This window comes from Blastomonas sp. AAP25 (assembly GCF_001295965.1).
GTDB classification, from domain to species: Bacteria; Pseudomonadota; Alphaproteobacteria; order Sphingomonadales; family Sphingomonadaceae; genus Blastomonas; species Blastomonas fulva.
In genome coordinates this window covers 269,013-286,408 of sequence record NZ_LJHP01000008.1, presented here as the reverse complement: position 1 = coordinate 286,408, position 17,396 = coordinate 269,013, and the positions used below count along the sequence as shown (strand labels likewise).

Annotated in this window: 18 protein-coding genes and 1 tRNA gene; 4 read left to right on the top strand and 15 right to left on the bottom strand. The window is 65.9% G+C overall.

The genetic code is table 11. The features are described from left to right. Nucleotides 1-26: 26 nt before the first annotated feature. Nucleotides 27-941, bottom strand: coding sequence for a GNAT family N-acetyltransferase (locus IP68_RS09625; RefSeq protein ID WP_054134738.1), 915 nt, complete (start codon nt 939-941; stop codon nt 27-29). A 179-nt stretch (nt 942-1,120) separates the two neighbouring features. Here IP68_RS09625 and IP68_RS09620 point away from each other — a divergent pair, with 179 nt between their 5' ends. Further along, a complete protein-coding gene (locus IP68_RS09620) occupies nt 1,121-1,999 on the top strand; it encodes a bifunctional 2-polyprenyl-6-hydroxyphenol methylase/3-demethylubiquinol 3-O-methyltransferase UbiG (RefSeq protein WP_054134737.1) in 879 nt (292 codons plus the stop codon). On the opposite strand, the gene IP68_RS09615 is transcribed toward IP68_RS09620, so the two are convergent. The 14 genes from IP68_RS09615 to infA all read right to left on the bottom strand — a co-directional run bounded on the left by IP68_RS09615 (nt 1,996) and on the right by infA (nt 11,861). Continuing rightward, nucleotides 1,996-2,592 (bottom strand): DUF1989 domain-containing protein, encoded by a 597-nt coding sequence (locus IP68_RS09615; RefSeq protein WP_054134736.1) that lies wholly within the window; start codon nt 2,590-2,592, stop codon nt 1,996-1,998. The genes IP68_RS09620 and IP68_RS09615 overlap by 4 nt on opposite strands. Further along, nucleotides 2,582-3,277, bottom strand: coding sequence for a guanitoxin biosynthesis heme-dependent pre-guanitoxin N-hydroxylase GntA (gntA, locus tag IP68_RS09610; RefSeq protein WP_054134735.1), 696 nt, complete (start codon nt 3,275-3,277; stop codon nt 2,582-2,584). Before gntA ends, IP68_RS09615 begins: the two co-directional genes overlap by 11 nt. A gap of 24 nt (nt 3,278-3,301) precedes the next feature. Next, nucleotides 3,302-4,741 carry a UdgX family uracil-DNA binding protein gene (locus IP68_RS09605; RefSeq protein WP_054134734.1) on the bottom strand — a complete coding sequence of 480 codons (1,440 nt, stop codon included), beginning with the start codon at nt 4,739-4,741 and terminating at the stop codon, nt 3,302-3,304. Nucleotides 4,742-4,752: 11 nt separating this feature from the next. Continuing rightward, nucleotides 4,753-6,003, bottom strand: a complete 1,251-nt coding sequence (locus IP68_RS09600) for a putative DNA modification/repair radical SAM protein (protein ID WP_054134733.1) — start codon at nt 6,001-6,003, stop codon at nt 4,753-4,755. Nucleotides 6,004-6,105: 102 nt separating this feature from the next. Further along, nucleotides 6,106-6,942, bottom strand: a complete 837-nt coding sequence (locus tag IP68_RS09595; RefSeq protein WP_054134814.1) for an alpha/beta fold hydrolase — start codon at nt 6,940-6,942, stop codon at nt 6,106-6,108. A 116-nt stretch (nt 6,943-7,058) separates the two neighbouring features. Next, nucleotides 7,059-7,628, bottom strand: coding sequence for a DUF1993 family protein (locus IP68_RS09590; RefSeq protein WP_054134732.1), 570 nt, complete (start codon nt 7,626-7,628; stop codon nt 7,059-7,061). A gap of 43 nt (nt 7,629-7,671) precedes the next feature. Continuing rightward, entirely contained in the window at nt 7,672-8,022 is a 351-nt protein-coding gene (locus IP68_RS09585; RefSeq protein WP_156318019.1) for a hypothetical protein, read from the bottom strand. Nucleotides 8,023-8,089: 67 nt separating this feature from the next. After that, a complete protein-coding gene (locus IP68_RS09580) occupies nt 8,090-8,911 on the bottom strand; it encodes an AraC family transcriptional regulator (protein WP_197275764.1) in 822 nt (273 codons plus the stop codon). 4 nt (nt 8,912-8,915) lie between these two features. Then, nucleotides 8,916-9,569 carry an NADPH-dependent FMN reductase gene (locus IP68_RS09575; RefSeq protein WP_054134813.1) on the bottom strand — a complete coding sequence of 218 codons (654 nt, stop codon included), beginning with the start codon at nt 9,567-9,569 and terminating at the stop codon, nt 8,916-8,918. 126 nt (nt 9,570-9,695) lie between these two features. Further along, nucleotides 9,696-9,771 (bottom strand) — tRNA-Phe (locus IP68_RS09570). Between the two features lie 126 nt (nt 9,772-9,897). Continuing rightward, nucleotides 9,898-10,074 (bottom strand): DNA gyrase inhibitor YacG, encoded by a 177-nt coding sequence (locus IP68_RS09565; RefSeq protein WP_054134729.1) that lies wholly within the window; start codon nt 10,072-10,074, stop codon nt 9,898-9,900. Nucleotides 10,075-10,084: 10 nt separating this feature from the next. Then, nucleotides 10,085-11,053, bottom strand: coding sequence for a ribonuclease E/G (locus IP68_RS09560; RefSeq protein WP_054134728.1), 969 nt, complete (start codon nt 11,051-11,053; stop codon nt 10,085-10,087). After that, nucleotides 11,050-11,631, bottom strand: coding sequence for a nucleoside triphosphate pyrophosphatase (locus IP68_RS09555; protein WP_054134812.1), 582 nt, complete (start codon nt 11,629-11,631; stop codon nt 11,050-11,052). The genes IP68_RS09560 and IP68_RS09555 overlap by 4 nt, the downstream gene beginning before the upstream one ends. Nucleotides 11,632-11,642: 11 nt before the next feature. Then, nucleotides 11,643-11,861, bottom strand: a complete 219-nt coding sequence (infA, locus tag IP68_RS09550) for a translation initiation factor IF-1 (protein WP_010162480.1) — start codon at nt 11,859-11,861, stop codon at nt 11,643-11,645. Between the two features lie 294 nt (nt 11,862-12,155). Between infA and IP68_RS09545 the strand changes: the two genes are divergently transcribed. The 3 genes from IP68_RS09545 (at nt 12,156) to IP68_RS09535 (ending at nt 17,352) form a co-directional block, all read left to right on the top strand. Beyond that, nucleotides 12,156-15,074, top strand: coding sequence for a TonB-dependent receptor plug domain-containing protein (locus tag IP68_RS09545; protein WP_156318015.1), 2,919 nt, complete (start codon nt 12,156-12,158; stop codon nt 15,072-15,074). A gap of 117 nt (nt 15,075-15,191) precedes the next feature. Then, complete coding sequence (locus IP68_RS09540; protein WP_054134726.1) at nt 15,192-15,959, top strand: tetratricopeptide repeat protein; 768 nt, start codon at nt 15,192-15,194, stop codon at nt 15,957-15,959. Nucleotides 15,960-16,044: 85 nt separating this feature from the next. Further along, complete coding sequence (locus IP68_RS09535) at nt 16,045-17,352, top strand: PQQ-binding-like beta-propeller repeat protein (RefSeq protein ID WP_231683867.1); 1,308 nt, start codon at nt 16,045-16,047, stop codon at nt 17,350-17,352. Nucleotides 17,353-17,396: the final 44 nt, after the last annotated feature.

The following is a 17,396-nucleotide window of genomic DNA, read 5'->3' as shown; positions in this document are numbered from 1 at the left end:
CGAAGTTGCAGCGCCCCGGCTGTTCGTCAGCCGCGCAACAGCTTGCGGATCCTGGCCTTGGCGCCGATCCGGTCGAGCCACGCGCCGGTGCCCTCCACCGCGGCGTTGAAGCGCTGTTGTCCCGCGAGCAGGGCGCGGTTGGTAAGCGTGGGCTTGAGCAGGAACAGCGTCGCGCACTGCACCTGATGGGTGCCGAACAGCGCCTTGTGCGCGCCATCGCCCTCGGTGAAATCGAAATAGCGAAAGCGCTGCTCGGCAAACAGTTGCTCGAGCGCGTGCATCTGCAGAACGGTGCCGGGAGAAAGCTGCGCGCACGCCTGATCATAGCCGAGATAGGCGTAGATCAGCACATCATCCGCGACCGGCAGATACAGATAGGCCGCAGCCCGGCCTTGCAGGAACAGCACATAGGCGCGCAGATTGTCCGCTCGCGCGAGCCTGTGTGCCTCGGCGCGGAAGCCATCGTCCCCTGGCAGTCCGGCATCGAGCAGCCGCGCCTGGTAGGTCTGCTGCGACAGCGGCAGCGCGGCGGCGAAAAAGGCATCGAGCTGCTCGGGTCGGTGATAGCTGCGGATGTCCAGTTCGCCCCCGCCGGCATCGGCCAGCTTGCGCATCTTGCGCTTGAGCGTCGCGCGCGTCTTGGACGAGAACTGCGCCATATAGCCGTCATGGCCCGGCGCCATGTCGATATAGTGCCGCGCATAAAGCTGCGGCTGCGAGGCTACCAGCCCGGCAAAGTCGCGGTCCAGCTGCGCGATACGCGCGACCGGGACCGATTGCAGCCGATAGCCATCGGCATCGGACGGCAACGGCGCTGCGGGCAGGGGCGCATTGCGCAGGATGGCATCCAGCCCATAGCCGATCGGGACCAGCATCCGCCGCGCCGCAAGGATCGGGCGGTCGCCGAGCAGAAAGCGGACCTGGGTGGCAACGGGTTGCATGCGAGCGATGGTTTCCGAACGAGGGTGAAGCGATGCGCGCCGGTCTAGACAAGGACGGTTAAGATCGCTTGAACCCAATGGTGCGCGAAACAGGTTTACCCGTTGTTCACCGTCGCGCGATATCCCCTTGGGCGAGTTGCGACCTCGACATCGACACAAGCCGTCAAAAGGACCCTGACATGGCGCAGTCCTGGCCGCAGGCCGTATGCAATCATTGCGGATCGACCGGACCCCGCCTGCTCGCCAGCCTGGGGCGCTATACCTTGGTCGAATGCTCGAACTGCGGCTTGGCCTATATCGCCGATCCGCCCGAGCCCGCCGAGCTTGCCGCGATGTATCAGGGCGAAGCGGATTATCACACCGAACTGCACGATCCCCACAGTCCGGCCTTTGCGCGCATGGCGGGCGTGGCGGGCGAGCATCTGGCGTTCACCCGGCGCTGGGCCTCGGGCGGACGGCTGATCGATATCGGCTGTTCGACAGGGCTTTTTCTGGACAAGGCCAAATCTGCGGGCTTCAGGGCCGAAGGCGCGGAGTTTTCCGCCGCCTCGGCCCAGTTCGCGCGCGACCATTTCGCGCTGCAGGTGACCGACGGGGATATCCATGCGGTCGATGCCGCGCCCGAAAGCTTCGATCTGCTGACGATGTTCGACGTGATCGAGCATGTCCGCGATCCGGCAGCTGATATCGCGGCGGCACGCCGGCTGCTCAAGCCCGGCGGGCTGTTCATCCTCTCGACCCCGAACATCGATGGGCTGTTCCCGAGGGCCTCGCTGCCGCTGGCGGGGGTGCTGGGCCACTGGCCGCATCCCGAGCCGCCCTGGCATCTCTACCAGTTCTCGGTGCGTACGCTGACAGCGATGCTCGAGCAGCGCGGATTTGCCTGTCTTGGGACGCAGCATACCTGCATCGACCTTGCCTATACGTTCGGCAGCATGAGCACGCTGAAGCGCAGCCCCAAACGGTTGGCCTATGCGCTGGCGTTCGCACCGCTCGCCTGGGCGGGGCCGAAACTGGGGATGGGCGACTGGTTCTACCTGGCCGCCCGAAAGCTCTAGCCGCTGATCTCGTAGGCGATCGGCTTGAACGAGCCGTTGTTCGATTGCAGCGCCGAACAGGCGGTGAGGCCGATGATCAGATCGCGGTGCGCGACGAAGGTGACGGTATCGCCCGCCTTGCTCAGCGGCGGATCGACCCGGAGTTCGCCGGTGGTGCCATCGACCGGCACGTTCATGAAGCAGTTGAATGCCACCGGGATCATGTCCTCGGTCACGCCATAAGGCTCCAGAGCAGCGGCGAGATTGCCGAAGCAGCCGCGGTGCGGATCGGTATCACCATAGATGATCCGGAAGGTATCCTTCGAGCACGGAGTCAGCAGGAAATCGTGGCGGCCGACATCATCGGCGACAATCTCCAGCATCACGTTGCTGTGGTTGGAATAGAGCAGATCGCCGGTGGTGAGGTAAATTCGGCTGGCGTAATCCAGCGTGCGGCCCGAGGAGATGACCTCGTGAATGTCCTCGCGGTCGAACGCCAGCAGATCAGCCACCTGCTCGCCGCGCACATCGATGACGGTCAGTGTCTGGCCCTTGCGCAGCTCGAACGCGGTTCCCGAGCGCGGCGGGATTTCGCTGCGGGGATCAGAGGGCATGATCGGCAACCTTGCGCTGGCTCATCGGGCATTTCCAACTCTGGTCGACCTGGCGGCCGCTATATTGCCGGGCTTCGGAGACCGTTCCATGCACCGCCAGCATCGGGTTGGCATCGCCCGCAAGCGCGATGTCGCGCGCGATGATCGTGCCGCGCATCTTGTCGTAAAGCCCATTGGCGCGCAATTGCTCGAACTGGTCGTGCAGGTTGAAGATCAGCGCCGGACGCTCGAAACGCCGTGCGGGGCGGCTGGCATGCGGGTGCAGCCCGACGACGAAAAACGCCTCGCCGCCAAAGCTGAGCGAGAAATGCGGATCATCGGGGTCCGAGCTCACGCGCGGATCGGCCTCCTGTCCGAGCCATGCGTCCTTGTCGGTCAGCGATTGCACCCGCTGCCACAGATGCTCTTCGAACTGCTCTTCGTTCAAACCTGCGTCCTCCTCGAACAGCACCGCCAGCGACTGGAACGGCACGGGGTCGCGCGCATAATCCTGCGCAATGGCCATCAGCGAGGGCAGGATGCGCAGATCGTCCCAGCCGGAACGCAGATCGCGCCCGACGATGATCCGCATCTGCCCCTTGCCCAGAGCCGACTTGGCGCCGACACAGGGGAATTCGGGTTGCTTGATAAAGGCGCGAAACCGTTGCGCCAGCGGATGATCGGTATTGCTGCAAGGAATAAACATTCCACCCCTACGCGGCGATCCCGATCAGGTTGCATCCAGCGCAAGCTGCCGCGCGGCTGCCAGATCGGCGATGAAGGCGGCGCGTTCGGCCGCGGCGCGCTGGCGGTCGGGCAGGCGCAGCAGAAAGGAGGGATGCACCGTTGCCACCAGCCTTTCGCCGCCTTCCAGGGTCATCGGCTCGCCGCGCACCGAGGCGATGCTGGCGCTCTTGCCGGTGAGCCCGCGCAGCGCGCTGCCACCCAGCGAGACGATGATGTCGGGCCTGACCAGCGCGCGCTCCTGATCGAGCCACCAGCGGCAGATGTCGATCTCGCCGGTGGAAGGGTTCTGGTGCAACCGGCGCTTGCCGCGCGGCTCAAACTTGAAGTGCTTGACTGCGTTGGTGATGTAAAGCTGCGTGCGGTCCAGCCCCGCTTCCGCCAGCGCTTCGTCGAGCAGCTGGCCTGCCGGGCCGACGAAAGGGCGGCCTTCCAGATCCTCTCGGTCGCCCGGCTGTTCGCCCACCAGCATGATGCGCGCGCCTGTCTTGCCTTCGCCCGGGACCGCCTGGGTCGCATTGCAGTGGATCGGGCAGCGGGTGCATGTCTGCAGGCGGCGGGCCAGCTCCTCGAGGGTCGCTGTTTCGCCCGCTATCGGAGCCTCCATCTCCCCCCGCACGCGCCATTTGTCGCTGCGCGGATTGGCGAGCTGGACCGCGGTCTCGCGCATTCGCTCGACCCGCGCCCCCGCGCCCGCCAGCAGCGGGCCGATATCCTGCGCCTCGGGAAGGTTGTGCCAGTATTTTTTGGGCATCTCGGCGCGCATCGCGGCAATCTTGACCCGCGCGGGGTTGAAGATCGAACCGTAATACATCCGCCACTGCTCCTCCACCACGTCGGAATCGGGCACCTCGTCGCGGGTGCCGCCGGGGCCGAAACTGAGCGTCTCGTCCTGCCAGATCGCGCGCGCGTCGGGCGTCAGGATCGCCCAGTCCATGCCGTAGAAGCGCTTGCGGAAGAAAGGTGCCGCCAGCCGCACGATCCGGTGTTCGGGCTCGAACCAGGCGACGAAGGATTCGCGTTCGGCATCCTCGCCGCCCAGCCTGCGGAAGCGGACGAACGCGTGCATCTTGTGCAGGTCGCGGCGGATCGCCTTGTCGGACTTGGCCAGCCAGTCGACGTCGTTGTCGGTGCGCCGTTCGAGCAGCCGCCGGTCGCCCAAGGCGCGCCAGACGATGGTGTAGAGCCGCGTCGGCACGTTCGCGTCGCGATGGCAGATCACGCGGTCGAGCGTGGTCACCAGCGCGCGGGGCAGGGCAACCGTGCGCCGGGGCACCAGCGGTGCGTCGTCGGAAAACAGCGAGGCGCTCTCGCCCGCCTGCCGCCAGACGACTTGCTCGGGCGGCACCTCGGCGGCGAGCAGCGCGCGCGCGGCATCGCGCCATTCGGCAAAGTCTCCGGGGGTGTTGAGGACGATCTCGCGCATCGTTCGTGGTTTCAGAGTGCGAGGCTCATCTGCTCGGGCGGCGGGGCGAAGCGTGCGCGCAAGTTTTCGCTGTCGGTCAACCCGCCGGGGCGCCAGTCGGGGGTGGTGATGAACGGCAGCACCTTCTTCACCGAGGCGGTGAGCTTGGCCAGATCGCCCAGCCGCACCGCACCCAGCCGCCGGGCGGCGATGATCCGCTCGACCGCCTTGGTGCCGAGGCCCGGCACGCGAAGCAGCATCTCGCGCGGCGCGCGGTTGATGTCGACCGGAAACGCCTCGCGCCGCTGCAGCGCCCAGGCGAGCTTGGGATCGATCGTCAGGTCGAGCATGCCCCCGTCTGCGCCTTCCATGATCTCGCCGCGCGAAAAGCCGTAGAAGCGCAGCAGCCAGTCGGCCTGGTACAGCCGGTGCTCGCGGATCAGCGGCGGACGCACGGGGGGCAGGTCGCTGCTCGCATCGGGGATCGGGCTGTAGGCAGAATAATAGACCCGGCGCAATTTGTACCCCGAATAGAGGCTGGTTGCCGATTGCAGGATGTCGTCATCCTTGGCCCCATCCGCGCCGACGATCATCTGGGTCGATTGGCCCGCCGGGGCAAAGCGCGGTGGCTTGGCTTTCTTGAGCAGCCGCCCGCGCGCAGCTTCTGCCGCATCGTCTAACCCGACGCGCACGCCTGCCATCGTCTTGCGGATCGTCGCCGAGGTCTTTTCTGGCGCGAAGCTCTTGAGCCCTGCTTCGGTGGGCAGTTCGACATTGGTCGAGAGGCGGTCGGCATAGAGGCCTGCGCGCGCGATCAGTTCGGGCGAGGCGCCGGCGATGGTCTTCAGGTGAATATAACCCCCGAAACGGTGCTCCTCGCGCAGCAGCCGCGCGACCTCGACCAATTGCTCCATCGTGTAATCTTCCGAACGGATGATGCCGGAAGAGAGGAACAGCCCCTCGATATAGTTGCGCTTGTAGAAATCGAGCGTCAGCCGCACGACCTCTTCCGGATTGAACCGCGCGCGCGGCACGTTGCTCGACGCGCGGTTGATGCAGAAGCGGCAGTCATAAATGCAGAAATTGGTGAGCAGGATCTTGAGCAGCGAGATGCAGCGGCCGTCAGGTGCATAGCTGTGGCAGATCCCCATCCCGCCGGTCGATCCGATCCCCTTGGTGCCGGTTGAGTCGCGCTTGATCGTTCCCGACGAGGCGCAGGAAGCGTCGTATTTGGCGGCGTCGGCCAGCACGCCCAATTTTTGCAGAATCGGTTTTTCGCTCATGCCACCGATATAGGGGCAAGAACAAAGAAAGAACAGGGGCTTGGCGGTGCTCCGCGCCCGGTCCGTCGCGTTTTCTGCGTACTGGGCGCGTGACCTTTGGGATCAGGATCGGATGAAGGCGAGAATATCGGCGTTGAGCGTGTCGGCGTTGACCGTCAGCATCCCGTGGGAAAGGCCTTCATAGATTTTCAGCGTGGCATCGGGGAGCAGATCGGCCTGCAGCAGCGCGGCGTTCTTGTAAGGCACCACCTGATCGTCATCGCCGTGCAGCACCAGGGTAGGGACGGTCATCGCCTTCAGGTCGTCGGTCTGGTCGGTTTCGGAAAAGGCCTTGATGCCATCGTAATGCGCCTTGGCGCTTCCCATCATGCCCTGCCGCCACCAGTTTTCGACCACAGCCTCATCGGGCTGAGAATCCTCGCGGTTGAAGCCATAGAACGGTCCGGAGGCGACATCGCGGAAGAAGGCGGCGCGGTTGGCGGCGAGGCCGCTGCGAAAGCCGTCGAACACCTCCATGTCGAGTCCGCCGGGGTAGCGCTCGGTCTTGATCATGATCGGCGGCACCGCCGCGACCAGCACGGCCTTGGCGACGCGGCCCTGCGGGATGCCGTGCTGAGCGACATAACGCGCAGCTTCGCCGCCGCCGGTCGAGTGGCCGATGTGCACCGCATTCTTTAGGTCGAGATGCGCGGTGACGGCTGCGGCATCACTGGCATAATGGTCCATGTCATGCCCCTCGCTCACCTGCTGTGACCGGCCATGGCCGCGCCGGTCGTGCGCGACGACGCGGAATCCCTGATCGAGGAAGAACAGCATCTGCGTGTCCCAGTCGTCGGACGACAGCGGCCAGCCATGGTGGAACACGATCGGCTGGGCATCGCGCGGTCCCCAGTCCTTGTAGAAAATCTGCGTGCCATCGGCTGCGGAAACATAGGCCATCATCGTTCTCCCTTGCTGATCGCGGTGATAGCCCGCGAAAAGGACTCGTCGATGACGCCAGCCTGGCGTCATCATCGCTCCGTACGCACTCGCCTTGTGTCCGGTTGCCGCAAGGGTCAGCCGGGTTTCGGCATCGTCCCTGGACGCAGGAAGGGGAACATGTGCGCGACGAAATCCGCCTTTCCGATGCCCACGCCCTCGGCCCGCAGGATGGCATAGGCGGCCATCACATGGAAATAGAGCTGCGGCAGCGCCCAGTCGCGGATGTATTGCGCGGCGGTGAGATCGAACACCATGCCGTTGGGCAAGGTGTGCGCCAGCGGCGCATCGGGCGACAGATCGGGCGCGTCCGCAGCGGCTGCCTCGACGATCCGCAGCGTCTCGGCGATTCGGGCCCGGGCATCGGCGATCGTCGGCGTGGTCGTGTCGGCGTTGCGCCCGTCCGCCAGCAGCGCGCCGACCGAGGCGGGCATTTCCTCATGCCGCAGGCGAAAGATGCCCTCCTGCGCCTGGACGCACGAAAAGCAGATCTGGGTGAACAGCGGGAACATGTCCGGCGCGAGTCGCGCGCGCATGATCGCTGCGGCCCTGTCGGCGGGCAGCTGATCCGATGCCTTGTCCAGCCACGCGGAGAGCGCCCCGAGCATCTGGATGTAGGTGGGAACCAGCGTGTCTTTCAGCGTCATGTTCGTCTCCGTGCCTGATGCGCGATCATAGGCCGGGACCCAGTCAGGACAAGGCCTGTCCGCCAGACCGACGCGATACCGCAATCGCTGCGGCATGGCCCGCCGCCAGCGTCACCGCGGCGACCGGTACGAACCACATCGGGTGCGGCAGCGCGAACAGGTTGCCGATGGCGAGCAGCGCGAGGATCCCCGTCACCGCGACCGCTGTCCAGCGCGCCCCTGAGAGCCGGAACGCCACCAGGCTGCCGCCGAAAGCGCCCAGCCCGTAACCCGCCGCCACTGCAGCGAACAATGCGTCGCCGGTGATGCGGCCATGCGCGAGCATCTCCACCCCCGCAATCGCGAGCCCTGCAGTGACCGTCCCCAGCACCACCGCCAAAATTTTCCGTCCCATGCTCATGCCAAGCTCCTTTCGATGCCTCGATTAGCAGCGGGCGAAAGCGCAGGATTGAATAAAGGGGTCATCGCGGCATCAGCATGTGCGGCGGATAATGCGCGGCGCGGTGCCGCAACTGGCCGGGGGTGGCTCCGGTGAACCGCTTCATTTCGCGCGTGAGATGCGCCTGATCGGCAAAGCCATGCTCGCACGCCAGCACCGCGAGCGAGAAGCGTGGGTCGGCGAGCCTGGGATCGCGCAGCACCGCGTCGATCCGGTGGAGCAGCAGCCAGCGTTTGAGCGCCAGATCGGTACGGCCCGAAAACAGCCTGCGATAGTGCCGCGGCGTCGCTTCGACCGCTCTGGCGAGATCCATCGCGCGGTCGGTGTCGCGGCAAGGGGCGGGCAGGGTGATCGCATCGCGGTCGGGCAGCCGTACCTCGAGCCACGCAGCAAAGCGTTCGAACAGCGCGTCCAGGCTGTCCGCAGCCTTGAGCGAATCGCGCAACAGACCTGCCTCGCGGCCGAGCAGCGCCGATAGCCTGGGGGGCGGGGTGCCATTGCCGGGGGGCAGCGTACCAAGCCAGGCCTTGGCCGCCCAGGGCTGCAGCCGTGCGCCCACGAGCTCGCGCCGACCTTCGGCGCGGGCACATCGCGGGCCGTCCTGCACCGGGGTCACCCAGGCGGTGGCATAGCGATGCTCGGGCATGCCCGGCGCCGCGCGCCACCAGTGGATCCCGCGCAGGCTGACCACGATCTCGACATACGGCTTGGGCAAGCCGCAATGCGGTGCCCCCGGATCGTCGAGATGCCACAGCTCGAGCACCGCATGATCGAGTGAAGGCGGCGCGGCGCGGGTGGTGAACCTGACATCGCCCGGCATCGGGTGCGCGACCGGCCCGGCCATGGCGTCAGGGCGCATTTCTTTGCGATGGATCGACCATGAACGCGCCGGGCCGCTTGCCGCCATCGCCGCGCTGCCGCGCAGCCGCTGCCGCCCACCAACCCAGCTGGTCGAGCGTCCGGTCCAGATAGCCGTCCCAGCGCGCGGCATCGACGCCGGCAAGGTAGGTGCCATCCGCACCGAACACCTCGTGCGCGCGCGGCACATGGATCATCGCCGAGACCGGCAGGCAGCCCAGCTCGGACAGGAAGGTGCGCATGCTGACCGCAGCGCGCGTCCCGCCCCATTGGCCTGCCGAATAGGTGACGATGGCGCTGGGCTTGTACGAGAACAGCGAGCTGCCGAAATGGTTGAGCAGGTCGGCAAGCACCGGGCTCATCATGTGGTTGTATTCGGGGCTGACCATCACATAGCCATCAGCCGCGGCTATCTGCTCGGCAAGCCGGTCGAGCACTTCAGGCGCCGATCCGCGGCGATAAGCGAAATGCGGCTTGAAGGGGTGCGGCAGCTCGATCTCGACCGGATCGACCAGCGTGGCAGGCACCGCCTTTGCCTCCAGCCTGTGCACGCATGCGGCTGCCACCCGTTCGCCAAGCCGCGGCGGTTCGGGCGGGCCGGATATGCGCTCCGATCCCAGTATCACGAGAATGCTGCCGGTCATCTGGCTTTCCTTGCTGTGCAACGGACGCACGCCGATCATGGGCCGACAGCGCGCGCCAAGCCAGACGTTTTTGCAGCGGGCTCAAGGCGGCGGGACGCCGGGGACCTGCTCATGAAAGGAAGGAAGTGGTGCCCGGGGACGGGGTCGAACCGCCGACACTGCGATTTTCAATCGCATGCTCTACCAACTGAGCTACCCGGGCATCTGGTGGCACCGACGTGCCGCCTGCATCGCCTCACCGGCGATTTGGAGCGCCGCCTATAGGCAGGGCAGGCGGGGCTTGTCCATAGCAAAATCGCGCGACCGTTCTCCCTTTTCGGATTCGGCCTCAATCATAATCCGCATCGGGCTGGTCGGCGGGCGGGCCGGGGACGCTATAGCCTTCGCCCAGCCATTGCAGCAGGTCGCGGTCCTTGCAGGCCTTGCTGCAAAAGGGTGTGAATTCGGCGCGCGCGGGCTTGCGGCACATCGGGCAGGCGCGCGGATTGGGGCGAGGATCGGTCATGATGCCGTATCTAGGCGGTGCGTTCGGCGAGGACAACCGGGCGCCCGCTGCGGCGCTGCAGTGCTTCGAGCAGCGCCGGTTCGCCTAGCAGCAGTCGCGATTCGTCCGACGCCAGATCGATCGTGATCGGGCCGGTGCCATGATCGCGCTCGGCGCTGCGCAGCGCGGCGAGCAGCCGCCAGCGCACCGGTTCTGCGGCATGCAGTTCGATCAGCGAGGCGCGGGTGCGTTTGAGCACGATCTGCATCAGCCCGTAGCCGTTGATCGCGGTGCGCTCGCACGGGATGGTCATCGCGGCGTCGAAATAGTTGGCCACGGCATTGCGATCGGCCTTGTCGGCGAGCGTCGGGAAATCGACGACCACGCCGCCGCCGATGCCGTGGCGGCGGATCGCGAGCGCGCTCTGCGTTGCTGCTGCCAGCCCCAGCGCCCGCGGCGCGATGTCGCCATCGACATCGATCACCATCATCGCAGGGGTGGGCGACAGCGTCAGCGATCCGCCGGTAAAGGTGACCTCGCCGGTTTCGGCCTCCGCCAGCAGATCGTGCCAGCCCGAATCGGCGAGCAGATCGGCTCCGTACGGTGTGGCGCGGACAATCTCGTACCCATCGGCGGTGATCCGATCGAGCAGGCTCGGGGTCGCGCGCAACGGCGTATCGGCGGAGACTGCGCGCAGCCTGGCAGGCTTGTGGCGCGCGGTTCCGGCCTCGAACAGGCTTTCGCGCAGCACCTCGGCGCGCAGAATCTTGCCTTCGCTCAGCTCCTTGGGGACCGGCTGCAGCATCGCTTCGCGGCCATCGGCCAGCGCGACGCGCGCGCGGTGGCCGCCTGCGCTTTTCGCCAGTAGCCGCGCCTCGACCACCGCGCCGCAGCCCAGCGCCAGATCGCTGCGCTGGATGCGCGCTTCGATGATGCGGCCATGCTCGATCAGCGCGGCGCGCTCCTCGCCGATGCCGTCTTCGTGGATCCAGTGGGTCATGCGGCGGGGCTCAGCAGACCGGCGGTAACCAGCATGCTGCGCGTTTCGTACAAGGGCAGGCCCATGATGCCGCTATAGCTCCCCGCCATCGAGCGGATCAGTGCCTCGGCGCTGCCCTGGATGGCATAGCCACCCGCCTTGCCCTGCCATTCGCCGCTGGCGATATAGGCGTCGACCTCATCGGCGTGGAGCCGCTTGAAGATGACCGCGCTTTCGGACAGCCGGTGCAGGCTGCGGCCATCGGGCAGCATCAGGGTGACGGCGCTCAGCACCATATGGCGGCGGCCCGAAACCTGCTCGAGGCACATCCGCGCTTCGGCTTCGCTTTCGGCCTTGGGCAGGATGCGGCGGCCGACCGCAACCACGGTATCGCCCGAAAGTACCGCGCTGTCGGGGCGCTGGCTGGCGACGACCTGTGCCTTCTGCGCCGCCATCCTCCGCGCATAGACGCGCGGCAGTTCGGCCTTGATCGGGGTCTCGTCGATATCGGCAGGGACAATGGCATCGGCGGTCACGCCGATCCGCGCCAGCAGCTGCTGGCGTCGCGGACTGGCCGATGCAAGGATGAGCGGGGGCATCGCCGCCATGCTCATTTGAAGCGGTATGTAATCCGGCCCTTGGTCAGATCATAAGGCGTCAGCTCGACCAGAACTTCATCGCCCACCAGCACGCGGATGCGGTTCTTGCGCATCTTGCCGGCGGTGTGGCCCAGGATTTCGTGATCGTTTTCCAGCTTCACGCGGAACATGGCGTTGGGAAGCAGTTCGACCACCTGGCCGCGCATTTCGAGAAGTTCTTCTTTTGCCATTCGGCCCCTGCAATGTGGTTCTGGTTATGACGGCACAAACGGTGTGTCATCGAAATGCGCCGCTGTTCCGGGGAACCGCCTGCGCAAAGGTGAGCGCGCCTTACAGACAAAGCGTGCAAAAGAAAAGACGGGAGTTGATGTCGTCTGTCGCAGCGCTTCGCCGCTTGCGCGAAAATTTGTTACAATTGAGCACTGGCTAAGGCTCGGCCCCGCATCATATTGCACTGCAACAGATAAATTCCCCATCGCGCCTCTCCCCCGGCGTCCGAACCATAAAAAGAGCCGTACCTAGCCATGATGTTTACGCTGCGCCCCCTTGCCGCCCCGATGCCCCATGCCCGTCCGGCGCTTGGGGTGACGCTTGCCACCGCGCTGCTGCTGGCGGGGAGCCCTGCGGCCCTGGCGGCATCGCTTGCCGATACCGAGGCGAATGCCGAGGCAGCCAATGTGGCGATCACGGGGGCGGAAACGGGAGCGGCGATAGCGGCCGAAGCCGATCAGGCGCAGACCGCGGCAACCCAGCCTGCCGATACCGAGCCCGACAACGATGGCGATACCATCGTTGTGCGCGCAGAGCGGTTGCGCGGATCGATCCAGACCGATGTGCCTCCGGTGACCGAGCTCAACACCACCGACATCGCAAGCTATGGCGCCTCCTCGCTTGCCGAATTGCTCGCGCAGATCGCGCCGCAGACCGGCAGCGCGCGTGGACGCGGCGGCGATGGCCCGGTGGTGCTGCTCAACGGCCAGCGCGTCTCGGGCTTCCGCGCGATCCGCGATATCCCGCCCGAAGCGATCCAGAAGGTCGAGGTGTTCCCCGAGGAGCTCGCTCTCAAATACGGTTTCCGCCCCGACCAGCGCGTGATCAACTTCATCCTGGTCGACAATTACCAGAGCATTGCCGCCGAGATCGACAACGGCCTGTCCACCCAGGGCGGCTATGGCACCACCGAGTTCGAGGGCACCTTCACCAAGCTGGGCAAGAACACCCGGCTGATCGTCGATGTCGAATACGAGATGGCAACCGCGCTGCGCGAAAGCGAGCGCGGCATCGTCCAGCCCGACAGCAGCGCACCGTTCGCGCTGGGCGGCAATATCGGTGCATCGCCGTTTGGCACGGGCGCCGAGATTTCGCCTGCGCTGAGCGCGCTGGCCGGACGGCCGGTGTCGCTGGCAGGGGTGCCGCAGGGGATCACCGGAGCACCAGCACTCTCGGCCTTCAATGGCGCCGCGAACACCACCGATCTCGGTGAATTCCGCACGCTGATCCCCAATTCGGACCGCATCCAGGCGAACGCGACCTATATCCGCAATCTGGGGCCGGACACCAATGTCCAGGTCAACGCGACCTACACCAACAATTTCGCGACCTCGCTGCTCGGACTCAACACCGCGACGCTGACCATTCCCGCGACCAATCCGTTCTCGCCCTTTGGTCGCGATGTCACGCTGCTCACCGCGTTCGGTGATCCGCGCAGCATCACCCGCACCGTCGACAGCGACACCTATTCACTGGGCTTCAACGCCAACGGCGTGCTGCCCGCCAACTGGAAATGGGCGCTGACCGGGGATTACACCCGGGTCGATACGCTGACGATCATCGACCGCGGCGCGGATGTCTCGGGGCTGCAGGCGGCGATCTCTGCGCCCACCGGCGCGATCAATCCGTTCACTGGCACGCTCGGCACGCTGCTGCCCGCGCTGATCAGCGATTCGGCGCAGAGCCGCAACCAGCTGTTCAATTCGCAGCTGACCGTCAACGGCACCGTGGCCGATCTGCCCGCCGGGCCGATCGCGATGACCCTGGTCGGCGGCTTTGCCCGGCGACTGCAGGATTCGACAGACAGCCGGCTGGCCGGGCAGGGCAACACTTCGCTCACCCGCAGCGAGGCGAACGTCTCGGCCAACATCGATGTGCCGCTGGTCGATCAGTACATGAGCGAATGGTTCGGCAAGCTCTCGATCAACGGCAACCTTGGCTATCGCGAGCTGAGCGATGTCGGCGGGCTGCTGAGCTTCGGCTACGGCCTCAACTGGGCGCCGACCGACACGCTGACGATCCAGGCTTCGCTGATCGCCGAAGAGGCCGCGCCCGGAATCAGCCAGCTGGGCGATCCGCGCATCGTCACCCCCAATATCAGCACCTTCGATCTGGCGCGCAACGAGACCGTGCTCGCGACGATCATCACCGGCGGCAACCCGCTGCTGACCCCCGAGGAACGGCGCGACGTCAAGATTTCGCTCAATTATCGCCCGCCTTTCCTCGAAGGACTGGATTTCCTCGCCGAGTTCATCCGCAACCGCAGCTATGGCACCACCTCGTCCTTCCCGGTGCTGACCCCCGAGATCGAGGCGGCGTTCCCCGACCGCATCATCCGCGACACCGATGGCACGCTGCTGGCGATCGACCAGCGCGCGATCAACTATGACCGGGTGACCAGCGACCGGGTGCGCTACGGCATCAACTTCTCCAAGCGGATCGGCGGCAACGACCAGCGCGGCGGTGGCTTTGGCGGCCCTGGCGCCGGTGGTGGACGCGGTGGCCCGCCGGGCGCTGCCCCTGCAGGCGCGGGCGGACCTTCGCGCGGTGAAGGCCAGGCTGGCGCTCCGCCCGCAGGCGCCACCCGCGGCGATGCCGCTCCGCGCGGCCCCGGCGCCGGAGCTGGCGCAGCTGCAGGCGGCCCGCCGCGCGGCGGGCCTCCGGGCGGCTTTGGCCCGGGCGGGCGCGGTGGTCGCTGGAACGTCTCGATCTATCACACCGTCCGCTTTGCCGAGACGATCCGCATCCGTCCGGGTCTGGCCGATCTCGACCTGCTCGGTGGTTCGGCGATTGGCTCCAGCGGCGGCGTGCCGCGCCATGGCGTGGAGATGGAAGGCGGGCTGTTCCTCAACGGCATCGGCTTGCGCTTCACCGGCAATTACCAGAGCGGATCGCGAGTCGATGGCGGCGGGCTGGTCGGCTCGACCGATCTGCGCTTCAACGACATCGCGACCTTCGGCCTGCGCGCTTTCGTCAACTTCGACAACAAGCCCAAGCTCACCGAAGCGGTGTCGTTCCTCAAGGGAAGCCGGCTGCGGCTGTCGGTCGACAACATCTTCAACGCACAGCAGCGCGTGACCACACAGGATGGCACCGTACCGCTGCGCTACCAGCCCGGCTTCATCGACCCGCAGGGCCGCGTGATCTCGCTGAGCTTCCGAAAGCGCTTCTGAAACAGCGCCAACCAGCGCCAAATTTGCCATGGCTTTTGCAAGTTCCGGCAGGTAAAGACGCCAGCTTGAGCCGGGGCGGACGCCTTTCGGCAAGGGTTTTGATTCAGGGAGTCCCAATTGGCGCTGACACCTAACAAGGACGCAGATGCCGCGCGCGACAACATGTTCATGCGTGAGGTCGATGATGCCCTACGGCAGGACCAGATGGCCGGAATCGTCCAGAATTACGGCAAGATCATCCTGATCGGCATCGTCGTTGTGCTGCTCGCTCTGGGCGGCTGGTTCTATTACCGCCATGCCACCGCAGAAGCGGCCGGCGAGCGCGGCGAAGAGCTGACCAACGCGCTGGATGCGGTGCGCAACAACAACCTCAGCGGCGCGGCCAATGCGCTCAAGCCGCTCGAAACCGCCGATCAGCCGGGCTATCGCGCAGTTTCGCAGCTGCTGGCCGCAGGCATCGCGCAGGAACAGGAGAACCCCAAGGCGGCTGCCGCAACCTTCGCCAAGGTCGCGGCGGACGAAAGCCTGCCGCAGCCGCTGCGCGATCTGGCGCTGATCCGCCAGACCGCTGCGGAATATGACAGCCTCAAGCCCGCCGATGTCATCGCGCGGCTCAAGCCGCTGGCTGTGCCCGGCAATCCCTGGTTCGGCAGCGCAGGCGAGATGGTCGCCATCGCGCACATGCGCATGAACAAGCCCGATCTTGCAGGACCATTGTTTCTGCAACTGTCGGAAGATAAGCAGGTGCCTGAAACCATTCGTTCACGTAGCCGTCAGTTGGCTGGTGTCATGGGCGTCGATGCGGTGAGCGATCCCAGCAAGGCCCAGGGCGTTGCAGAACCTGTCACGGCTGCGGGACTTTCCGCGCCGGCCGCGGGACAGTAATATCAAGTTTGCGGGTCGCTACCGTTGATGATGCACTATTGAAGATTCGGGAGCTGGACTGGCAATGCAAAAAGCGAAATGGGCAATGATTCTCGCGCTGTCGGCTACTGTCGCCGGGTGCGGTGTGCTGGGCGGCAAGGACAAGCCCAAGATCACGCCGACCGTGGGCAACCGCACCGCGATCCTCACCCGCGCGGAAAGCGGCGCGGAAGTCGACAAGGACCTCGCAGGCGTTTCGGTGATCCTGCCTGCGGCCGTCACCAACGCCAACTGGAACCAGCCCGGCGGCAGCGCGACCAAGGCGATCGGCCATCTGTCGATCGGCGAGACGATCACGCGCGCCTGGTCGGCCAAGATCGCAGGCTCCAGCCTGCGCGTCCGGCTGGCGGCGGCTCCCGTGGTCTATGGCGGACGGCTGTATGCGGTCGATACCGACGGCATGGTCCACGCCTTCGATACCGCCACCGGTGCCAAGGTGTGGCAGGTGGCGCTTGATGCTCGCGATGACGGTTCGGCCTCGGTGTTCGGCGGCGGCGTCAGCGCCGATGCGACCCGTGTCTATGCCACAAACGGCGTGGGCGAGGTCGCTGCGCTCAATTCCGCCGATGGCTCGCAGATCTGGCGGGTGAAGCCTGCTGGACCCTTGCGCGGCGCGCCGACGCTGGCGTTTGGTTCGGTCTATGTGATGACCCAGGACAACCAGCTTGTCTCGCTCAACCAGGCAGATGGCTCCATCGCCTGGCAGCAGGGCGGATCGCTGGGCCAGGCCGGCGTGTTCGGCGTTGCCGCTCCCGCGGCAGGCCAGGGCACCGTGGTCGCGGGCTTCTCGAGCGGCGAGCTCATCGCCTATCGCTATGAAAACGGCCGCAACCTGTGGTCCGATGCGCTTGCGCGCACCAGCATCTCGACCTCGGTGTCGTCGCTGACCGATATCGATGCCGACCCGATCATCGATCGCGGTCGCGTCTATGCGGTGGGTGAGGGCGGCCGCATGGCGGCGTACGAACTCGTTACCGGACAGCGCATCTGGGAACTCAACATCGCAGGGATTTCCACCCCGGTGATCGCGGGCGAATGGCTGTTCGTACTGACCGACGATGCGCGCATCCTGTGCATCGCGCGTGCCACCGGCAAGGTGCGCTGGTCGACCCAACTGCAGCAGTATCGCAAGGAAAAGAAGAAGGAAGGCCAAGTCCACTGGAACGGCCCCGTGCTGGCCGGCGGGCGCCTGTTCACCGTCGATACGCTGGGCGAGATCGGTGTGGTCAATCCTTCTGACGGCAGCTTCAGCGTATTGTTCGACGTGAAGGAAAAGGTCTCGCTGCCTCCGATCGTCGCGGACAACACGCTGTACGTCCTGGACGATGGCGGAACGATCACCGCGTTCCGCTGACACCGGCTAAAGCGACGCACCTGATCGCGGGGGGAGACAAAACC